This is a genomic window from Pseudomonas taeanensis MS-3 (genome assembly GCF_000498575.2).
GTDB classification, from domain to species: Bacteria; Pseudomonadota; Gammaproteobacteria; order Pseudomonadales; family Pseudomonadaceae; genus Aquipseudomonas; species Aquipseudomonas taeanensis.
In genome coordinates, this window is the sequence record NZ_AWSQ01000001.1 from 1,753,144 (window position 1) to 1,772,347 (window position 19,204).

16 protein-coding genes and 2 tRNA genes are annotated in these 19,204 nt (G+C 58.5%); 17 read left to right on the forward strand and 1 reads right to left on the reverse strand.

Annotated elements, in window-relative coordinates:
• The first annotated feature begins 118 nt into the window (after positions 1-118).
• From dnaJ to TMS3_RS07700, 6 genes are all read left to right on the forward strand, one after another.
• On the forward strand, positions 119-1,246 hold the full coding sequence (dnaJ, locus tag TMS3_RS07675) for a molecular chaperone DnaJ (protein WP_025164680.1): 1,128 nt from the start codon (positions 119-121) through the stop codon (positions 1,244-1,246).
• Positions 1,247-1,315: 69 nt separating this feature from the next.
• Positions 1,316-2,119, forward strand: a complete 804-nt coding sequence (gene dapB, locus TMS3_RS07680) for a 4-hydroxy-tetrahydrodipicolinate reductase (RefSeq protein ID WP_025164681.1) — start codon at positions 1,316-1,318, stop codon at positions 2,117-2,119.
• Between the two features lie 204 nt (positions 2,120-2,323).
• Positions 2,324-3,472, forward strand: a complete 1,149-nt coding sequence (gene carA / locus TMS3_RS07685) for a glutamine-hydrolyzing carbamoyl-phosphate synthase small subunit (protein WP_025164682.1) — start codon at positions 2,324-2,326, stop codon at positions 3,470-3,472.
• A 36-nt stretch (positions 3,473-3,508) separates the two neighbouring features.
• Entirely contained in the window at positions 3,509-6,730 is a 3,222-nt protein-coding gene (gene carB, locus TMS3_RS07690) for a carbamoyl-phosphate synthase large subunit (RefSeq protein ID WP_025164683.1), read from the forward strand.
• A complete protein-coding gene (gene greA, locus TMS3_RS07695; protein WP_025164684.1) occupies positions 6,727-7,203 on the forward strand; it encodes a transcription elongation factor GreA in 477 nt (158 codons plus the stop codon). The genes carB and greA overlap by 4 nt, the downstream gene beginning before the upstream one ends.
• Positions 7,204-7,213: 10 nt before the next feature.
• Complete coding sequence (locus TMS3_RS07700) at positions 7,214-7,612, forward strand: hypothetical protein (RefSeq protein WP_029866197.1); 399 nt, start codon at positions 7,214-7,216, stop codon at positions 7,610-7,612.
• Between the two features lie 49 nt (positions 7,613-7,661).
• Here the strand turns inward: TMS3_RS07700 and yhbY are convergent, their stop codons facing one another.
• Positions 7,662-7,973, reverse strand: a complete 312-nt coding sequence (gene yhbY, locus TMS3_RS07705) for a ribosome assembly RNA-binding protein YhbY (protein ID WP_025164686.1) — start codon at positions 7,971-7,973, stop codon at positions 7,662-7,664.
• 101 nt (positions 7,974-8,074) lie between these two features.
• Here yhbY and rlmE point away from each other — a divergent pair, with 101 nt between their 5' ends.
• The 11 genes from rlmE (at position 8,075) to infB (ending at position 19,141) form a co-directional block, all read left to right on the forward strand.
• Positions 8,075-8,698: a 23S rRNA (uridine(2552)-2'-O)-methyltransferase RlmE gene (gene rlmE, locus TMS3_RS07710; protein WP_025164687.1), complete on the forward strand. Its 624-nt coding sequence runs from the start codon at positions 8,075-8,077 to the stop codon at positions 8,696-8,698.
• Positions 8,699-8,896: 198 nt separating this feature from the next.
• Positions 8,897-10,813, forward strand: coding sequence for an ATP-dependent zinc metalloprotease FtsH (ftsH, locus tag TMS3_RS07715; protein WP_025164688.1), 1,917 nt, complete (start codon positions 8,897-8,899; stop codon positions 10,811-10,813).
• Positions 10,814-10,821: 8 nt separating this feature from the next.
• The gene (gene folP / locus TMS3_RS07720) at positions 10,822-11,673 is read left to right on the forward strand and encodes a dihydropteroate synthase (RefSeq protein WP_025164689.1); all 852 of its coding nucleotides are present in this window, start codon (positions 10,822-10,824) and stop codon (positions 11,671-11,673) included.
• A 20-nt stretch (positions 11,674-11,693) separates the two neighbouring features.
• A complete protein-coding gene (glmM, locus tag TMS3_RS07725; RefSeq protein WP_029866198.1) occupies positions 11,694-13,031 on the forward strand; it encodes a phosphoglucosamine mutase in 1,338 nt (445 codons plus the stop codon).
• 65 nt (positions 13,032-13,096) lie between these two features.
• Positions 13,097-13,852 (forward strand): triose-phosphate isomerase, encoded by a 756-nt coding sequence (gene tpiA / locus TMS3_RS07730; protein ID WP_025164691.1) that lies wholly within the window; start codon positions 13,097-13,099, stop codon positions 13,850-13,852.
• A gap of 4 nt (positions 13,853-13,856) precedes the next feature.
• Positions 13,857-14,240: a preprotein translocase subunit SecG gene (gene secG / locus TMS3_RS07735; RefSeq protein WP_025164692.1), complete on the forward strand. Its 384-nt coding sequence runs from the start codon at positions 13,857-13,859 to the stop codon at positions 14,238-14,240.
• A gap of 8 nt (positions 14,241-14,248) precedes the next feature.
• A tRNA-Leu gene (locus tag TMS3_RS07740) sits at positions 14,249-14,334 on the forward strand.
• 97 nt (positions 14,335-14,431) lie between these two features.
• Positions 14,432-14,508: transfer RNA gene (locus TMS3_RS07745), tRNA-Met, on the forward strand.
• 129 nt (positions 14,509-14,637) lie between these two features.
• A complete protein-coding gene (rimP, locus tag TMS3_RS07750; RefSeq protein WP_025164693.1) occupies positions 14,638-15,096 on the forward strand; it encodes a ribosome maturation factor RimP in 459 nt (152 codons plus the stop codon).
• Positions 15,097-15,143: 47 nt separating this feature from the next.
• The gene (gene nusA, locus TMS3_RS07755; protein ID WP_025164694.1) at positions 15,144-16,625 is read left to right on the forward strand and encodes a transcription termination factor NusA; all 1,482 of its coding nucleotides are present in this window, start codon (positions 15,144-15,146) and stop codon (positions 16,623-16,625) included.
• 26 nt (positions 16,626-16,651) lie between these two features.
• Positions 16,652-19,141 carry a translation initiation factor IF-2 gene (gene infB, locus TMS3_RS07760; RefSeq protein ID WP_025164695.1) on the forward strand — a complete coding sequence of 830 codons (2,490 nt, stop codon included), beginning with the start codon at positions 16,652-16,654 and terminating at the stop codon, positions 19,139-19,141.
• Positions 19,142-19,204: the final 63 nt, after the last annotated feature.

The following is a 19,204-nucleotide window of genomic DNA, read 5'->3' on the forward strand; positions in this document are numbered from 1 at the left end:
ACTGCTGCTTGCCGCTCCATCCGATTGTGGCGTGAGCTGCGCCGGATGATCCGCCACGCGGGAGCTTGCTCCCGCGTTGGCGTGTCTGGAGTAGATGATTTAAGGGTGTAGAAAACTAATGTCCAAACGTGATTATTACGAGGTGCTGGGGGTTGAGCGCGGCGTCAGCGAAGCGGAGCTGAAAAAGGCTTACCGGCGCTTGGCGATGAAGCATCACCCGGACCGTAATCCCGACGATAAAGCGTCGGAAGACAAGTTCAAAGAGGCCAATGAGGCCTATGAAGTGCTGTCCGATGCGGGTAAGCGTGCGGCCTATGATCAGTACGGTCATGCCGGCGTCGACCAGAGCATGGGTGGCGGACATCCGGGTGGTGGGGCGAATTTCTCCGATATTTTCGGCGATGTGTTCAGCGACTTCTTTGGTGGTGCAGCGGGTGGTCGCGGTGGTCGCGGCGGTGCGCAGCGCGGCAGCGATCTGCGTTACACCCTGGAACTGGACCTGGAAGAGGCAGTGCGCGGCACCACGGTGACCATTCGCGTGCCAACCCTGGTCAACTGTAAGACCTGTGAGGGTTCCGGGGCCAAGAAGGGCACCAGTCCAGTGACCTGTACCACCTGTGGAGGTATCGGTCAGGTGCGCATGCAGCAGGGATTCTTCTCGGTGCAGCAGACCTGTCCGCGTTGCCACGGCAACGGCAAGATGATCACTGAGCCGTGTGGTTCCTGTCATGGTCATGGTCGGGTTGAGGAGCACAAGACCCTGTCGGTGAAGGTGCCGGCTGGCGTCGATACCGGTGACCGTATCCGTCTTTCGGGTGAGGGTGAGGCGGGCGCTATGGGTGGTCCTGCTGGCGACCTGTATGTGGTGGTCAGCGTGCGTGAGCATGCGATCTTTCAGCGTGATGGCAAGCACCTGTACTGCGAGGTGCCGATAAGCTTTGCCGATGCGGCGCTGGGTGGTGAGCTGGAGGTGCCGACGCTGGATGGTCGGGTCAAGCTGAAAATCCCTGAGGGCACCCAGACCGGCAAGCTGTTCCGTTTGCGTGGCAAGGGTGTGGCTCCAGTGCGTGGTGGTGGTGCCGGCGATCTGATGTGTCGGGTGGCAGTAGAGACGCCAGTGCATCTGGATCGGCGTCAGCGTGAGCTGCTCGAAGAGTTTCGTCACTCATTGGCTGTCGACAGCTCGCACTCGCCGAAAGCCAATGGTTGGTTTGAGGGTGTGAAGCGCTTCTTTGGCGACTTGTAAGTAGGCCGCAGTCGCAGGGTCTGCTGTTTGCCCTGTGGCGGTGGGCTTCGAGATTGGAGCGGTAGAGATATGCAGCGTATTGCAGTGATGGGCGCCGCTGGGCGCATGGGCAAGACCCTGATCGAGGCCGTGCAGCAAGCTGAGGGTGCTGGTTTGGGGGCGGCAATTGATCGTCCCGACAGCAGTCTGGTAGGTGCCGATGCGGGTGAGTTGGCGGCCCTGGGTAAGATCGGTGTCAGCCTGTCGGGCGACTTGCGCACTGCACTGGAGCAGTTCGATGTGCTGGTTGACTTCACGCACCCCTCGGTGACCCTGAAGAATCTGGAAATCTGCCGTCAGGCTGGCAAGGCCATGGTCATCGGCACTACCGGCTTCAGTGTGGCCGAGAAACAGATGCTGATCGATGCGGGTAAGCATATCCCGATCGTCTTCGCGGCCAACTTCAGTGTTGGCGTCAACCTTTGTCTGAAGTTGCTGGATACTGCGGCGCGGGTGCTGGGTGATGACGTCGATATCGAAATCATCGAGGCGCACCATCGGCACAAGGTCGACGCACCGTCCGGCACGGCACTGCGCATGGGGGAGGTGGTGGCTGGCGCACTAGGGCGCGACTTGGAGAAGGTTGCGGTCTATGGTCGTGAGGGCCAGACCGGTGCTCGCGAGCGCGAGACTATCGGTTTCGCCACTGTGCGTGGCGGGGATGTAGTCGGTGATCACACTGTGCTGTTTGCCGCTGACGGTGAACGGGTGGAGATTACTCACAAGGCCTCCAGTCGCATGACATTTGCCAAGGGCGCGGTGCGTGCTGCGCGTTGGCTGGATGGTCGGGCGGCAGGGCTGTACGACATGCAGGACGTACTGGGGCTTAACTAGGCTGCTGTTTGCTGTCGAGCATCTGCGTATTGGTCGCATTTGCGGGTAGACCAAAAAGCCGCTTTTCTGTAAGCTTCCCGCTTTAGTGTGTCCACTAAAAGTTACGCAGAATGAATCAGATAAAAAAGCGGGGTGACGGTCGATACGTCATCCCGCTTTTTTACAATCTGCGTTTGCTTCACGATTTGATCTCCGGAGGTTTTCTTGAGTAAGCCAGCCCTTAAACCTGCCATCTTGGCTCTTGCTGATGGCAGCATTTTTCGCGGCGAGGCCATCGGTGCCGATGGCCAAACTATTGGAGAGGTGGTTTTTAACACCGCCATGACCGGCTATCAGGAAATCCTTACCGATCCTTCCTATGCCCAACAAATCGTTACCCTGACCTATCCGCATATCGGCAATACCGGCACCACGCCGGAAGATGCCGAGTCCAATCGAGTCTGGGCTGCTGGTCTGATTATTCGTGATCTGCCACTGATCTCCAGTAACTGGCGCAACAAGCAGCCACTGGATGAATACCTGAAGGCCAACGGTACTGTGGCCATCGCCGGCATCGACACTCGGCGCCTGACCCGCATCCTGCGCGAGAAGGGGTCGCAGAACGGCTGCATCCTCGCTGGCGACGATGCCACCGAAGAGAAAGCCCTGGAGCTGGCGCGCAGCTTCCCAGGCCTCAAAGGCATGGATTTGGCCAAGGTGGTCAGCTGCACCGAGCGTTACGAATGGCGCTCCAGCGTGTGGAACCTCCCGAGCGACAGCCATCCTGAGATTCCGGCCGCAGAGCTGAAGTACCACGTGGTGGCCTACGACTACGGGGTCAAGTGGAATATCCTGCGCATGCTGGTTGAGCGCGGTTGCCGGCTGACCGTGGTGCCGGCACAAACCCCGGCGGCCGAGGTGCTGGCCCTGAATCCCGACGGCGTGTTCCTGTCCAACGGCCCGGGCGACCCCGAGCCGTGCGACTACGCGATTCAGGCGATCCAGGACGTACTGCAAACCGATGTTCCGGTATTTGGTATCTGTCTGGGTCACCAGCTGCTGGCCCTGGCGTCCGGCGCCAAGACCCTGAAAATGGGCCATGGCCATCACGGTGCCAACCACCCGGTGCAGGATCTGGACAGCGGCGTGGTGATGATCACCAGCCAGAACCACGGTTTTGCCGTGGACGAGGCCAGCCTGCCAAACAACGTTCGCGCCATTCACAAGTCGCTGTTCGACGGTTCCTTGCAGGGCATTGAGCGTACCGACAAGGCCGCCTTCAGCTTCCAGGGTCACCCTGAAGCCAGCCCGGGCCCGGCTGACGTCGCACCGCTGTTCGACCGTTTTATCGAAACCATGGCCAAGCGCCGATAAGCCCGCCGACTGACCCAAGGATTCGAGAGTAAGAAAATGCCAAAACGTACAGACATAAAAAGCATCCTGATCCTCGGCGCTGGCCCGATCGTTATCGGCCAGGCCTGCGAGTTCGACTACTCCGGTGCCCAGGCGTGTAAGGCCCTTAAAGAAGAAGGCTTTCGCGTCATTCTGGTGAACTCCAACCCAGCCACCATCATGACCGACCCGGCCATGGCCGACGCCACTTACATCGAGCCGATCAAGTGGTCCACCGTGGCCAAGATCATCGAGAAGGAGCGTCCTGACGCCCTGCTGCCGACCATGGGCGGGCAGACCGCGTTGAACTGCGCGCTGGACCTGGAAAAGCACGGCGTGCTGGAAAAATTCGGCGTCGAGATGATTGGCGCCAACGCCGACACCATCGACAAGGCCGAAGATCGCTCGCGTTTCGACAAGGCGATGAAGGACATAGGTCTGGCCTGCCCGGTATCCGGCATCGCGCACAACATGGAAGAAGCCTACGGGGTTCTGGAAAAGGTCGGTTTCCCCTGCATCATTCGGCCGTCCTTCACCATGGGCGGCACCGGTGGTGGCATCGCCTACAACCGCGAAGAGTTCGAAGAGATCTGCGCCCGCGGTATCGATCTGTCGCCGACCAGCGAATTGCTGATCGACGAATCGCTGATCGGCTGGAAGGAATACGAGATGGAGGTGGTCCGCGACAAGAAGGACAACTGCATCATCGTCTGCGCCATCGAAAACTTCGACCCGATGGGCGTGCACACCGGTGACTCGATCACCGTGGCGCCGGCGCAGACCCTGACCGACAAGGAATATCAAATCCTGCGTAACGCCTCGCTGGCGGTATTGCGCGAGATCGGCGTGGAAACCGGCGGTTCCAACGTGCAGTTCGGCATCTGCCCGAACACTGGGCGCATGGTAGTGATCGAGATGAACCCGCGGGTGTCGCGTTCCTCGGCGCTGGCCTCCAAGGCTACCGGCTTTCCGATCGCCAAGATCGCCGCCAAGTTGGCGGTCGGTTACACCCTCGACGAGCTGTCCAACGACATCACCGGCGGGCGTACCCCAGCCTCGTTCGAGCCGGCCATCGACTATGTCGTCACCAAGATTCCGCGTTTTGCCTTCGAAAAGTTCCCCAAGGCCGATGCCCGTCTGACCACCCAGATGAAGTCGGTCGGTGAGGTCATGGCCATCGGACGGACCTTCCAGGAATCCATGCAGAAAGCCCTGCGCGGTCTGGAAGTCGGCGTGTCCGGTTTCGACCCCATGCTCGATCTGAGCGATCCCGAGGCGGAAAGCACCCTCAAGCGCGAGCTGATCGTGCCGGGCGCCGATCGCATTTGGTACATTGGTGACGCCTTCCGTGCCGGTAAGACGGTCGCCGAAGTGTTCGAGCTGACCCGTATCGACGAATGGTTCCTGGTGCAGATCGAAGACCTGATCAAGGATGAAGAGCGGATCAAGACCCTGGGCCTGGCCAGCATTGACCGTGATGCGATGTACAAGCTCAAGCGCAAGGGCTTCTCCGATATCCGTCTGGCCAAGCTGCTCGGCGTTTCCGAGAAGAGCCTGCGCAGCCACCGCCACAAACTCAAAGTGCTGCCGGTATACAAGCGCGTCGACACCTGCGCCGCCGAATTCGCCAGCGACACCGCCTATATGTATTCGACCTACGAGGAAGAGTGCGAGGCCAACCCGTCGACCCGCGACAAGATCATGATCTTGGGTGGCGGGCCTAACCGCATCGGTCAGGGTATCGAGTTCGACTATTGCTGCGTGCACGCGGCCCTGGCGCTGCGCGAAGACGGTTACGAGACCATCATGGTCAACTGCAACCCGGAAACCGTCTCCACCGACTACGACACCTCCGACCGCCTGTATTTCGAGCCGGTAACTCTGGAAGACGTGCTGGAAATCGTCCGTGTCGAGCAGCCGAAAGGTGTGATCGTGCAATACGGCGGGCAGACCCCGTTGAAGATCTGTCGCGCCCTGGAAGAAGCCGGCGTGCCGATTATCGGCACCAGCCCGGATGCCATCGACCGCGCCGAAGATCGCGAGCGCTTCCAGCAAATGGTCCAGCGCCTGCACCTGCGCCAGCCGCCGAACTGCACCGCGCGTAGCGAGGAAGAGGCGCTGGCCGCTTCCAAGGTCATCGGTTATCCGCTGGTGGTGCGTCCGTCCTATGTATTGGGCGGTCGGGCCATGGAAATCGTCTACCAGGAAGAAGAGCTGCGACGCTATATGCGCGAAGCGGTGAAGGTGTCGAATGACAGCCCGGTGCTGCTCGACCACTTCCTCAACTGCGCTATCGAAGTCGATATCGATGCCATCTGCGACGGCGAGACCGTGGTAATTGGCGCGATCATGCAGCACATCGAACAGGCCGGTGTGCACTCCGGCGACTCGGCGTGCTCGCTGCCGCCTTACTCGCTGCCAGCGCACATCCAGGACGAGATCCGCGACCAGGTCAAGAAAATGGCCCTGGAGCTCGGCGTGGTTGGTCTGATGAACGTGCAGATGGCGGTGCAGGGCGAGGATATCTTCGTTATCGAAGTCAATCCGCGCGCTTCGCGTACCGTGCCGTTCGTCTCCAAGTGCATCGGTATTTCCCTGGCAATGCTCGGTGCGCGCGTGATGGCGGGCAAGACCCTGGCGGAACTCGAGTTCACCCAGGAAATAATCCCCAACTTCTACAGCGTCAAGGAAGCGGTGTTCCCCTTCGCCAAGTTCCCTGGCGTCGACCCGATCCTCGGCCCAGAAATGAAGTCCACCGGCGAGGTGATGGGGGTTGGCGATACCTTTGGTGAAGCCTTTGCCAAGGCTCAGATGGGTGCCAGTGAAGTGTTGCCGAACTCCGGTTGCGCGTTTATCAGCGTACGCGATGATGACAAGCCCTTGGTGGCCGAAGTCGCCCGTGACCTGATAGAGCTGGGTTTCGAGGTGGTGGCCACCGCCGGTACCGCCAAGCTCATCGAGGCCGCCGGCTTGCCCGTGCGTCGGGTCAACAAGGTGACCGAGGGGCGTCCGCATGTGGTCGACATGATCAAGAACGACGAGGTCACTCTGATCATCAACACCACCGAGGGGCGTCAATCGATTGCCGACTCCTACTCCATTCGTCGTAACGCCCTGCAGCACAAGATCTACTGCACCACCACCATTGCGGCGGGTCAGGCGATCTGTGAGGCGCTCAAATTCGGTCCCGAGAAGACCGTGCGCCGCTTGCAGGATCTCCATGCAGGAATCAAGGCATGACTAAATACCCCATGACGGTCCAGGGCGCTCGCGCCCTGGAAGAAGAACTGGCCCATCTGACCAAGGTGGTGCGACCCAAGCTGAGCCAGGACATCGGTACTGCGCGCGAGCTGGGTGATCTCAAGGAAAACGCCGAATACCACGCTGCGCGCGAACAGCAAGGTATGGTCGAGGCGCGCGTGCGCGATATCGAAGGTCGTCTGCAGAATGCGGTGGTCATTGATGTGACCAGCATTGCGCACACGGGCAAGGTGATCTTTGGCACGACAGTTGAGATCGCCAACGTCGATACTGACGAAAGCGTGACCTACCAGATCGTCGGTGAGGACGAGGCGGAGATTAAACTCGGTAAGATTTCAGTTGGCTCGCCTATTGCTCGCGCCCTCATCGGTAAGCAAGAGGGTGATGTGGTGACGGTAAAGACCCCGAGCGGTACGGTCGAGTACGAGATTGTCGAGGTCCGTCATATCTAATCCCGCGGCACTGGGTGCTGGGGGCATCAGCTGGCTGCTGGCTCAGACGTTCTGGGTTGGTGGCCTCTGGTTGCTGCATTTCGTGATGCTGCCGGCTTTGGCCAAGCTGGGTCTGGCACCCTTGCTGGTTGAGGAGGTCGCTGACGCGCTCACGCCCCTGCTGATTGGCTTGGCGGCTGTGTGCGCTGCTTTGCAGGTGGTGGTGTTGGTGCGGGCTGAGCGTATAGCCAGTCTGTGGCGCGATATGCGTGGCCAGCTGTTGCTCTGTGTGCTGCTCATGGCAGCTGGATATTTCGCGGTGCGCCAGTGGTGGCCGGATGCGCGGCCCTGGTTGCTGTTCAGCTACCTGGTGTTGGCGTTCTGCGGCTTGCTGTTGGTATTGCAGCCCGTACCTGCACGGCGCAGTTAAGCGGTGTAGCTAGGCTGGAGGCGTGTAAGCTTCCAGCCTGCTGTGAATATCAGCCGTGAGCGCGGCTGATATTGGACAGGTTTTTGTTCGGCTTGGGGTTCTTGCGGTAGATCAAGGCCATTTTGCCGATTACCTGTACCAGCTCCCCTTTGCCGGCTTTGCACAGCTCGTCGATGGTGGCGAGACGGTCGGCGCGCTCAACAATGCGCAGCTGCACCTTGATCAGCTCGTGATCATTCAGCGCGCGCTCCAGCTCGGCCAGTACGCCTTCGGTCAAACCATTGTCTGCCACGATCAATACTGGCTTTAGGTGGTGGCCGATAGATTTGAATTGTTTCTTCTGCTCCTGAGTGAGCGGCATAATCTGAACCCTGCGTCTGGTCTGGTAAAAACGGCGATCAGTTTACCCGAGCGTCTTCGGGGCCGCCCAGATATTCACACATTGCTAATTTGAGGTGCCACTTGGCCCGTTCCAAAACAAGCCTGCGGTGGCTGAAAGAACACTTCGATGACCCCTACGTCAAAATGGCGCAAAAGGACGGTTATCGATCGCGAGCGAGCTACAAGCTGCTGGAAATTCAGGAGCGCGATCGCATCCTTCGCCCGGGCATGATCGTGGTCGATCTGGGCGCCGCGCCGGGCGGCTGGTCGCAAGTGACCAGTCGGGTGATTGGTGACAAGGGTACTTTGATCGCCTCGGATATTCTGGAGATGGACAGCATCCCTGACGTTACCTTCATTCAAGGTGACTTTACCGAGGATGCGGTGTTTACCCAGATACTTGAATCGATTGGCAAAAAGCCGGTAGACCTTGTGATTTCCGATATGGCCCCCAATATGAGTGGAGTAAGGGCTACCGATCAGGCGCGCGCCATGTATTTGTGCGAGTTGGCGTTGGATCTGGCCGGGCGCGTGTTATGCCCGGGTGGTGACTTTTTGATCAAGATTTTCCAGGGCGAAGGTTTTGATCTGTACCACAAGCAGGTCCGCGGGATGTTCGACAAAGTGCAGATGCGCAAGCCACTGTCATCGCGTGATCGTTCGCGTGAGCAGTATCTGCTCGGGCGTGGTTTTCGCGGCTTATAGATTCGATGCAACCAAGGGCTGGCTCGCCAGTCCAACGTGAAGTAGAAGAGTCGGCTGGGGCTGCGACTCATAAAGGGTTACAGACGGTGTCTGCCAGGTGCGGACGTTGTGTAGTAAGTTAGATCGGTACATAACTGGTCGTCATGCGAAGCGCGCTTCGGCACGGGGCCTGCTTCAGAGGGTAGTTAATTGAACGACATGGCAAAGAATCTGATCCTGTGGCTGATCATCGCCGCAGTCCTAGTGACTGTGATGAACAATTTCTCCACGCCGAGCGAGTCGAACAAGCTCAATTATTCCGAGTTTATCCAGCAGGTTCAGGATGGCGGGGTTAAGCGGGTTACGGTTGATGGCTTCATCATCAGCGGCGTGCGCGCAGACGGCTCTCCGTTCGAGACCGTTCGTCCGGCTATCCAGGATAACGGCCTGATCAAGGACCTGATCGACAACAACGTCGAGATTGTCGGCAAGCAGCCGGAGCAACAAAGCATCTGGACTCAGTTGCTGGTGGCCAGTTTTCCAATTCTGGTGATCATTGCAGTGTTCATGTTCTTTATGCGCCAGATGCAGGGGGGCGCCGGTGGCAAGGGCGGGCCGATGAGTTTCGGCAAGAGCAAGGCGCGTCTGCTGTCTGAAGATCAGGTCAAGACCACCTTTGCCGACGTTGCAGGTTGCGATGAGGCCAAGGAAGAAGTCAGCGAGTTGGTCGAGTTTCTGCGCGACCCGGGCAAGTTCCAGCGCCTTGGTGGGCGCATCCCGCGCGGCGTACTGATGGTCGGCTCACCGGGTACCGGTAAGACGTTGCTGGCCAAGGCTGTCGCCGGCGAGGCCAAGGTACCGTTCTTCACCATATCCGGCTCCGATTTCGTGGAAATGTTCGTCGGTGTCGGCGCCTCGCGCGTACGAGACATGTTCGAGCAGGCGAAAAAGCATGCGCCGTGCATCATCTTTATCGATGAAATCGACGCAGTCGGTCGTCATCGTGGTGCAGGCATGGGTGGCGGTCACGATGAGCGCGAACAGACTCTCAATCAGTTGCTGGTAGAGATGGACGGCTTTGAAATGAACGATGGCATCATCGTCATCGCCGCCACTAACCGCCCAGATGTGCTCGACCCTGCTCTGTTGCGCCCTGGTCGTTTCGATCGCCAGGTGGTCGTGAGCCTGCCAGACATTCGCGGTCGCGAGCAGATTCTCAAGGTGCACATGCGCAAGGTGCCGATGGGTGAAGATGTCGCTCCCGCGGTTATTGCTCGTGGTACGCCTGGCTTCTCCGGTGCCGATTTGGCCAACCTGGTCAACGAGGCCTCGTTGTTCGCTGCCCGTGCCGGCAAGCGCCTAGTCGAGATGAAAGAATTCGAACTGGCCAAAGACAAGATCATGATGGGCGCCGAGCGCAAGACCATGGTCATGTCGGAGAAAGAGAAGCTCAATACGGCCTTCCATGAGGCGGGTCACGCAATCGTCGGGCGTCTGGTTCCTGAGCATGATCCGGTCTACAAGGTCTCGATCATTCCCCGTGGTCGTGCCTTGGGGGTGACCATGTTCCTCCCGGAGGAAGATCGGTACAGCCTGAGCAAGCGCGCGCTGATCAGTCAGATTTGCTCACTGTTTGGTGGTCGTATTGCCGAGGAAATGACGCTGGGCTTCGACGGTGTAACCACCGGAGCTTCTAACGACATCATGCGCGCTACTCAGTTGGCGCGGAACATGGTGACCAAGTGGGGGCTGTCGGAGAAGCTCGGCCCGCTGATGTATGTCGAGGAAGAGGGTGAAGTCTTCCTAGGTCGCAGCATGGGCAGCCAGCACAACAATGTGTCGGCTGACACGGCCAAGATGATCGACCTCGAAGTGCGCAGCATCATTGATGAGTGCTACGCCACGGCCAAGCGCTTGCTGGCGGAAAATCGCGACAAGCTCGATGCCATGGCCGAAGCCTTGATGAAGTATGAAACCATCGATGCCGACATGATCGACGACATCATGAATGGTCGCCCGCCGCGCGAGCCGCGTGACTGGGACGGTGGTGCGGGTGATGCAGATGTGCCTGCGGTTAAACCTACTGAGCCTGACCTGCCCGAAAAGCCGGTAGGTGGTCCTGCTGCCGAACATTAAGGCCTGCCATGTCTGTATCGCTTGACTTGAACCGGCTGCCTTGCGGCAGCCGGTTTCTTGATTTGTCCCGTCCGCAAGTGATGGGCATTTTGAATGTCACCCCCGACTCGTTTTCCGATGGCGGGCGCTATGGTCAGCGCGATGCCGCCTTGCGCCATGCCGAGTCCATGGTGCTGGCTGGCGCGACGCTGATCGATGTGGGTGGAGAGTCGACGCGGCCGGGGGCTCTGCGGGTCTCGCCGGCAGAAGAGCTCGAGCGTGTAGCGCCAGTGGTCGAAGCCATTGCGGCCGAGCTGGATGTGATCATTTCTGTGGACACCTCGACGCCGGCAGTGATTCGCGAGAGTGCTCGCTTGGGTGCGGGGCTGATTAACGATGTGCGCTCATTGCGGCGCGATGGCGCTCTTGAGGCCGCCGCCGATAGTGGCTTGCCGGTATGCCTGATGCACATGCGGGGCGAGCCGGGAACCATGCAGCAAAGTCCTGAATATGCGGATGTGCTGAGCGAAGTGCGTGATTTTCTGGCGCAGCGAATTGCCGTGTGCGCCGCCGCTGGAATTGCCGCCGAGCGAATAATCCTCGATCCGGGCTTTGGTTTCGCTAAAGCCCTGGAGCACAATCTCAGTCTATTCAAGCGCCTCGAGTCGCTACTCGACTTGGGGCGGCCGTTGTTGGTCGGTGTGTCGCGCAAAAGCATGATCGGCGGGGTGCTGGGGCATGAGGTGGGTGAGCGCTTGTTTGGCAGCCTGGCCTTGGCCGCTCTGGCGGTGACCAAGGGCGCGCATATCCTGCGGGTGCATGACGTGGCCGAGACGGTCGATGTGGTACGCATGATCGCTGCAGTCGAAGCGGCTGAATAAATGAGAAGGATGCGTGGCTGATGGGTAGAAAATATTTTGGTACTGACGGTATCCGTGGGCGCGTCGGCGAATTTCCCATTACTCCGGACTTTATGCTCAAGCTCGGTTGGGCTGCGGGCATGGCCTTTCGTAAGCAGGGCAAGTGCCGCATCCTGATTGGCAAGGACACGCGGATCTCTGGTTATATGTTCGAGTCGGCGCTGGAGGCGGGTTTGTCTGCTGCAGGGGCGGACGTCATGTTGCTGGGTCCGATGCCAACACCGGCTATCGCCTACTTGACGCGCACCTTCCATGCCGAGGCCGGCATCGTGATCAGCGCCTCACACAATCCGCACCACGACAATGGCATCAAGTTTTTTTCGGGGCAGGGCACCAAGCTCCCGGATGAAGTCGAGTTGATGATCGAGGAGTTGCTCGATGCGCCGATGACGGTGGTCGAGTCTGGGCAGTTGGGTAAGGTCTCGCGGATCAATGACGCAGCTGGTCGCTATATCGAATTCTGTAAAAGCAGTGTGCCGACTAATACTGATTTTGCGGGTCTGAAGATCGTTGTCGACTGCGCTCACGGTGCCGCATACAAAGTGGCGCCAAGTGTTTTCCGCGAGCTCGGCGCTCAGGTCACTGTGTTGTCGGCGCAACCTGATGGGTTGAACATCAATGCCGCATGCGGATCGACTCACGTTGAGGCGCTGCAAGCTGAAGTCGTGGCTCAGCATGCTGATCTAGGCATCGCGTTTGATGGTGACGCCGATCGTGTGTTGATGGTCGATCATACTGGCACTTTGGTTGATGGTGACGAGCTGCTGTTCATCATTGCCCGCGATTTGCAGGAGCGTGGGAAGTTACAAGGTGGCGTAGTCGGTACGCTGATGAGTAATCTCGGTCTCGAGTTGGCGCTTGCCGACTTAGGTATACCCTTTGTGCGGGCCAAGGTCGGTGATCGTTACGTTATTGCCGAGCTGTTGTCGCGAGATTGGCAGCTGGGCGGGGAGAACTCCGGGCACCTGGTGTGCTTCCAGCACACCACCACAGGTGATGCGATCATTGCTGCCTTGCAGGTGCTGTTGGCGCTCAAGCGGCGCGAGCAGCGCTTGGCTGAGGCTCGCCAGGGGTTGCGCAAGTGTCCGCAGGTGTTGGTCAATGTGCGTTTTGCTGGTGGTATAGATCCGCTGGATCACCCGGCAGTGCAGGATGCCAGCGCAAAAGTGACTGAGCGCATGGCCGGGCGAGGACGGGTGTTGTTGCGTAAATCTGGTACCGAGCCATTGGTGCGAGTGATGGTTGAAGGGGATGATGAAACCCAGGTGCGCAGCTATGCCGATGAATTGGCTGAGGTTGTTGCGAAGGTTTGCACCTGATACGGCTTGCCAGTCCAGGTGCCGTTGGGTAACATCTGCGCCCTCTTTGACCGACGAGGTAAAGCATGCGCCGCCCTTTGGTTGCTGGTAACTGGAAAATGCACGGTTCCCGCGCAGGCGTAGCAGAGCTGATCATGGGTCTTCGTGAGCTGGCATTACCGGCTGATGTTGAGGTTGCTGTTTTTCCGCCGTATGTATATCTCGCTAAGGTCGTCGAAGAGCTGGGCAGGGTCGCTGTAGGGGTTGGTGCGCAAGATTGTGCTATCGAGCCGCAGCAAGGGGCTTTGACTGGTGAGATTGCGGCCTGTCAGTTGCAGGACGTAGGTTGCTCGATGGTGTTGGTTGGCCATTCTGAGCGGCGCTTGCTGCTGGGTGAGAGCGATGATTGGGTGGTTCGCAAGTTTGCGGCCGCTCAAGCCTGCAGCTTGACTCCGGTGCTGTGTGTGGGGGAAACCCTGGAGCAGCGTGAGGCAGGTAAGACGCTTGAGGTGGTTGGGCGTCAGTTGGCTGGCGTAGTTGATGCCTTGGGTGTCGAGGTGTTTGCTCGTGCTGTAGTGGCTTATGAGCCGGTGTGGGCAATTGGTACTGGCTTGACCGCATCGCCCGAGCAGGCGCAGGAAGTGCATGCAGCCATTCGTGCGCAATTGGCAGATAAAAGTGCTGAAGTGGCGAGTGGTGTAAGAATTCTTTATGGCGGCAGTGTCAAGGCCGCCAATGCAGCCGAGTTGTTCGGTATGCCGGATATCGATGGGGGGCTTGTGGGTGGAGCCTCTCTGAATGCGGATGAGTTCGGTGCGATTTGTCGCGCCGCAGGAAACTGAAAAGATGCTGGAAACAGTCATAGTTGTTTTTCATCTGCTGGGAGCGATCGGTGTGGTCGTTCTGGTTCTGTTGCAGCAGGGTAAGGGTGCCGATGCGGGTGCTTCATTTGGTTCGGGTGCTTCTGGTACCGTTTTCGGTAGTCAAGGTTCCTCTACCTTTTTGAGTCGCGTTACTGGTATACTCGCCACCGCTTTTTTCTTAACTAGCTTGGGCTTAGGCTACTTTGCTAAAGAAAAAGCTGATGCGCTAACTCAGGTGGGTTTGCCTGATCCAGCAATGCTGGAAGTGCAGCAGGAAAAACCGGCAGCTGAAGATGTGCCGGTGCTCGAAGAGCAAAAGCCAGCAGTAAATGCGGCGGATGTGCCTCAGGCTCCAGAGCAGCAGTAAACGTTTTTGCCGAGGTGGTGGAATTGGTAGACACGCTACCTTGAGGTGGTAGTGGCCATAGGCTGTAGGGGTTCGAGTCCCCTCCTCGGTACCAATTTTCAAGAAAGCCCGCTGTATGCGGGCTTTCTTGTTGCTGGAGCGTCGGTTGACCCTTTGATGGGTTCGGCCGTATACTTCGGCCCCAGCTTTGACGCGGGGTGGAGCAGTCTGGTAGCTCGTCGGGCTCATAACCCGAAGGTCGTTGGTTCAAATCCAGCCCCCGCAACCAGTAGTAGCGGAGCCCCTGTTAAGGGGCTTTTTGCTAGCTGGGAGACAGTATTGCCGGCCTTTAGAGGGCGGTTAACAGGATGGGCGTTTCGCCCTTTTTTTATTTTCACAGCATGCGCGAGGGGCTCAGGTGTCGAGCAAGCTAGAACAGTTGCAGGCCTTGGTGGCCCCAGTAGTCGAGGCCCTTGGCTATCAGTGCTGGGGCATCGAGTTTTTGTCGCAAGGGCGGCACTCACTGCTGCGAATTTATATCGACCATGCCAATGGCGTTCTCATTGAAGATTGCGAGAAAGTCAGTCGACAGATCAGCGGCGTTCTCGATGTCGAAGATCCGATCAGTGCCGAGTACACCCTCGAGGTGTCTTCGCCAGGCATGGATAGACCACTGTTCACCCTGGAGCAATTCGCCAGTCATGCCGGTGAGCAAGTGAAAATCAAGCTGCGTTCGCCTTTCGAAGGGCGCCGCAACTTTCAGGGCCTCCTTCGCGGAGTGGAAGAGCAGGACGTGGTAGTGCAGGTGGATGACCACGAGTTCCTGTTGCCGATCGACTTGATCGACAAGGCCAATATTATTCCCCGGTTTGATTGAGACGCGGATCCCGCGGATCCAATGGATTGCGAAAGGCGAGGCGTACGATGAGCAAAGAAGTACTGCTGGTTGTTGAGTCGGTATCCAATGAAAAGGGTGTGCCGGCTAGCGTAATTTTTGAAGCGCTGGAACTGGCCTTGGCCACAGCGACGAAAAAACGGTTTGAAGACGAGGTCGAGTTGCGCGTGGCGATCAATCGCCAAACGGGCAACTATGAAACCTTCCGTTGCTGGACTGTGGTGGAAGAGGCCGATTTCGAAGATCCGGCACATCAACTGACGGTCGATATGCCGCAGGCGATGGAAGCAAACGCGAAAGTCGGTGAGGTCCTGGAAGAGAAGATCGAGTCGATCGAGTTCGGCCGTATCGCTGCACAGACTGCCAAGCAAGTCATTGTGCAGAAGGTACGTGAAGCCGAGCGTGCCCAGGTGGTCGAAGCCTATCGTGAGCGATTGGGCGAAATCATCTCGGGCACCGTGAAAAAAGTCACCCGCGACAACGTCATCGTTGACCTGGGTAACAATGCCGAGGCCCTGCTGGCTCGTGAGGACATCATTTCACGTGAGACTTTCCGTGTGGGTGCGCGCATGCGTGCGCTGCTCAAGGAAATTCGCACCGAGAATCGTGGCCCGCAATTGATTCTTTCGCGTACTGCGCCGGAAATGCTGATTGAGTTGTTCCGCATTGAAGTGCCGGAAATCGCCGAAGAGTTGATTGAGGTGATGGCCGCTTCGCGGGACCCGGGTTCTCGCGCTAAGTTGGCCGTTCGCTCCAAGGATAAGCGTATCGATCCGCAAGGCGCCTGTATTGGCATGCGCGGTTCGCGCGTACAAGCGGTGTCTGGCGAGCTGGCTGGTGAACGTGTGGATATCGTGCTGTGGGATGACAATCCCGCGCAGTTCGTGATCAACGCCATGTCGCCGGCCGAAGTTGCGGCGATCATCGTCGACGAAGATGCTCATGCCATGGATATCGCTGTCGGCGAAGACAACCTGGCTCAGGCCATTGGTCGCGGTGGTCAGAACGTACGTTTGGCCAGCCAGTTGACCGGTTGGACGCTCAATGTCATGAGCGAGGCGGACATTCAGGCCAAGCAGCAGGCTGAGACTGGCGATATTCTTCAGCGTTTTATCGACGAACTGGAAGTCGATGAGGAGCTGGCTCAGGTGTTGGTGGACGAAGGTTTCACCAGCCTGGAAGAAATCGCTTATGTGCCGATGGAAGAGATGCTTAGCATCGACGGTTTCGATGATGAAATCGTCAACGAGTTGCGGTCGCGGGCTAAAGATCGCCTGCTGACCAAAGCCATCGCCACTGAAGAAAAGCTGGCAGACAGCCACCCGGCCGAAGACCTGCTCTCACTTGAGGGTATGGACAAAGGTTTGGCGCAGGAACTGGCAGTGCGCGGTGTGATTACCCGCGAAGACCTAGCCGAGCAGTCGATTGACGACCTGCTCGACATCGACGGCATCGACTCTGAGCGTGCCGGCAAGCTGATCATGGCCGCCCGAGCCCATTGGTTCGAGTAAGTTTTACGGCCTGAGGAGAGAAGTGCATGTCGCAAGTCACGGTGAAAGAACTGGCCCAAGTGGTCGACACACCGGTAGAGCGCCTGCTGCAGCAGATGCGTGAGGCAGGTTTGCCGCACAGCAGTGCCGAGCAAGTTGTCACCGATAACGAGAAGCAAGCCCTGCTCGCTCATCTTAAGAGCAGCCACGGCGATAAAAAGGCTGAAGAGCCACGCAAGATTACCTTGCAGCGCAAAACTACTAGCACCTTGAGAGTGGCTGGTAGCAAGACCATCAGCGTTGAAGTTCGCAAGAAGAAAACTTTCGTCAAGCGCAGCGCTGAAGAGATTGAAGCCGAGAAGCAGCGCGAGCTTGAAGAGCAGCGTGCGGCAGCCGAAGCTGCACGCCTGGCGGCCGAAGCCGATGCCAAGCGTCGTGCCGAGGAAGAGGCGCAGCGTCAAAGCTCTGCAGCCAAGACTGGGGAAGTTGCTGCGCCGGTTGCAACTGCCGCAGTAGTTGACGTGCCTGCAGTTGTGCCGGTCGTTGAGGAGCGCAAGAAAGATGAGCCGCGCCGCACCGATAAGCCGCGCAATGACGACTCAGACCGTCGTGGTGAGCGCAAAACCACGCAGCACCGCCCAACCGTTAAGGAAAAGGCGCCTGCACCGCGTGTAGCTCCGCGCACTATCGACGAGGAAAAAGACAACTTCCGCCGCGGTGGCCGTGGCAAGTCGAAGCTGAAAAAACGCAACCAGCACGGCTTCACCAGCCCGGCTGGCCCCATCGTGCGTGACGTTCTGATCGGTGAAACAATCACCGTGGGCGACCTGTCACAGCAGATGTCGGTGAAGGCCGCGGAAGTGATCAAGTTTATGTTCAAGATGGGCACTCCGGTGACCATCAATCAGGTACTGGATCAGGAAACTGCACAGTTAATCGCTGAAGAACTGGGTCACAAGGTCAAGCTGGTCAGCGACAACGCGCTCGAAGATCAGTTGGCCGAATACCTGAAGTTCGAGGGTGAGTCGATTTCCCGTGCGCCGGTTGTCACTGTCATGGGTCACGTTGACCATGGTAAGACCTCGCTCCTCGACTATATCCGTCGCGCCAAAGTGGCCGCGGGTGAAGCCGGTGGCATCACTCAGCATATCGGTGCCTACCACGTAGAAACCGAGCGCGGCATGGTGACCTTCCTCGATACCCCGGGTCACGCGGCGTTCACCGCCATGCGTGCACGTGGTGCCAAGGCGACCGACATCGTGATCTTGGTTGTGGCTGCAGACGACGGCGTGATGCCGCAGACCATTGAAGCGGTCCAGCATGCCAAGGCTGCTGGGGTTCCGTTGGTCGTTGCAGTGAATAAAATCGACAAGCCGGGTGCCGATCTCGATCGCATCAGAAGCGAACTGTCGGTTCAGGGCGTGACTTCCGAAGAGTGGGGTGGTGATACGCCATTCGTATCCGTCTCGGCGAAAGCCGGTACTGGTGTCGACGACCTGCTCGAAGCTGTCCTGCTGCAAGCCGAAGTGCTTGAACTTAAAGCGACCCCGTCTGCACCTGGTCGTGGCGTCGTGGTTGAGTCGCGTCTCGACAAGGGTCGCGGTCCCGTGGCTACTGTTCTGGTTCAGGATGGCACCCTGCGTCAAGGCGACATGATTCTGGTCGGCTCGAACTATGGCCGCATCCGCGCCATGCTCGATGAGAATGGCAAGCCGATCAAGGAAGCCGGTCCAGCAATCCCAGTCGAGATTCTCGGTCTCGATGGTACGCCGGAAGCTGGCGACGACATGACTGTGGTGGCCGACGAGAAGAAGGCCCGCGAAGTTGCCCTGTTCCGTCAAGGCAAGTTCCGCGAAGTCAAACTGGCTCGTGCACATGCTGGCAAGCTGGAAAACATCTTCGAGAACATGGGTCAGGAAGAGAAGAAGACGCTGAATATCGTCCTCAAATCCGATGTCCGTGGCTCCCTGGAAGCGCTGCAAGGTTCGCTCGGCGGCCTGGGTAACGATGAAGTGCAGGTGCGTGTGGTCGGTGGCGGCGTCGGTGGTATCACCGAATCCGATGCCAACCTGGCGCTGGCCTCCAACGCCGTGCTGTTCGGCTTCAACGTGCGCGCCGATGCCGGCGCACGCAAGATAGTCGAGCAGGAAGGTCTGGATATGCGTTACTACAACGTGATCTACGACATCATCGAAGACGTCAAGAAGGCGCTGACCGGCATGCTCGGCAGTGATGTTCGCGAGAATATCCTGGGTATCGCCGAGGTTCGCGACGTGTTCCGCTCGCCGAAGTTTGGTGCGGTTGCCGGCTGTATGGTTGTCGAAGGTGTGGTGCACCGCAATCGTCCGATCCGTGTGCTGCGCGACGACGTGGTGATCTTCGAGGGCGAACTGGAATCCCTGCGCCGCTTCAAGGACGACATGTCCGAGGTGCGTAGCGGCATGGAGTGCGGTATTGGCGTGAAGAGCTACAACGACGTCAAGGTCGGCGACAAGATCGAAGTGTTCGAGAAAGTCCAAGTGGCTCGCAGCCTGTAACAGGCATGTAAGCGCGAGTTGCGATACGCAGCGCCCGGCCCCGTTTATGCGAGGCCGGGCGTT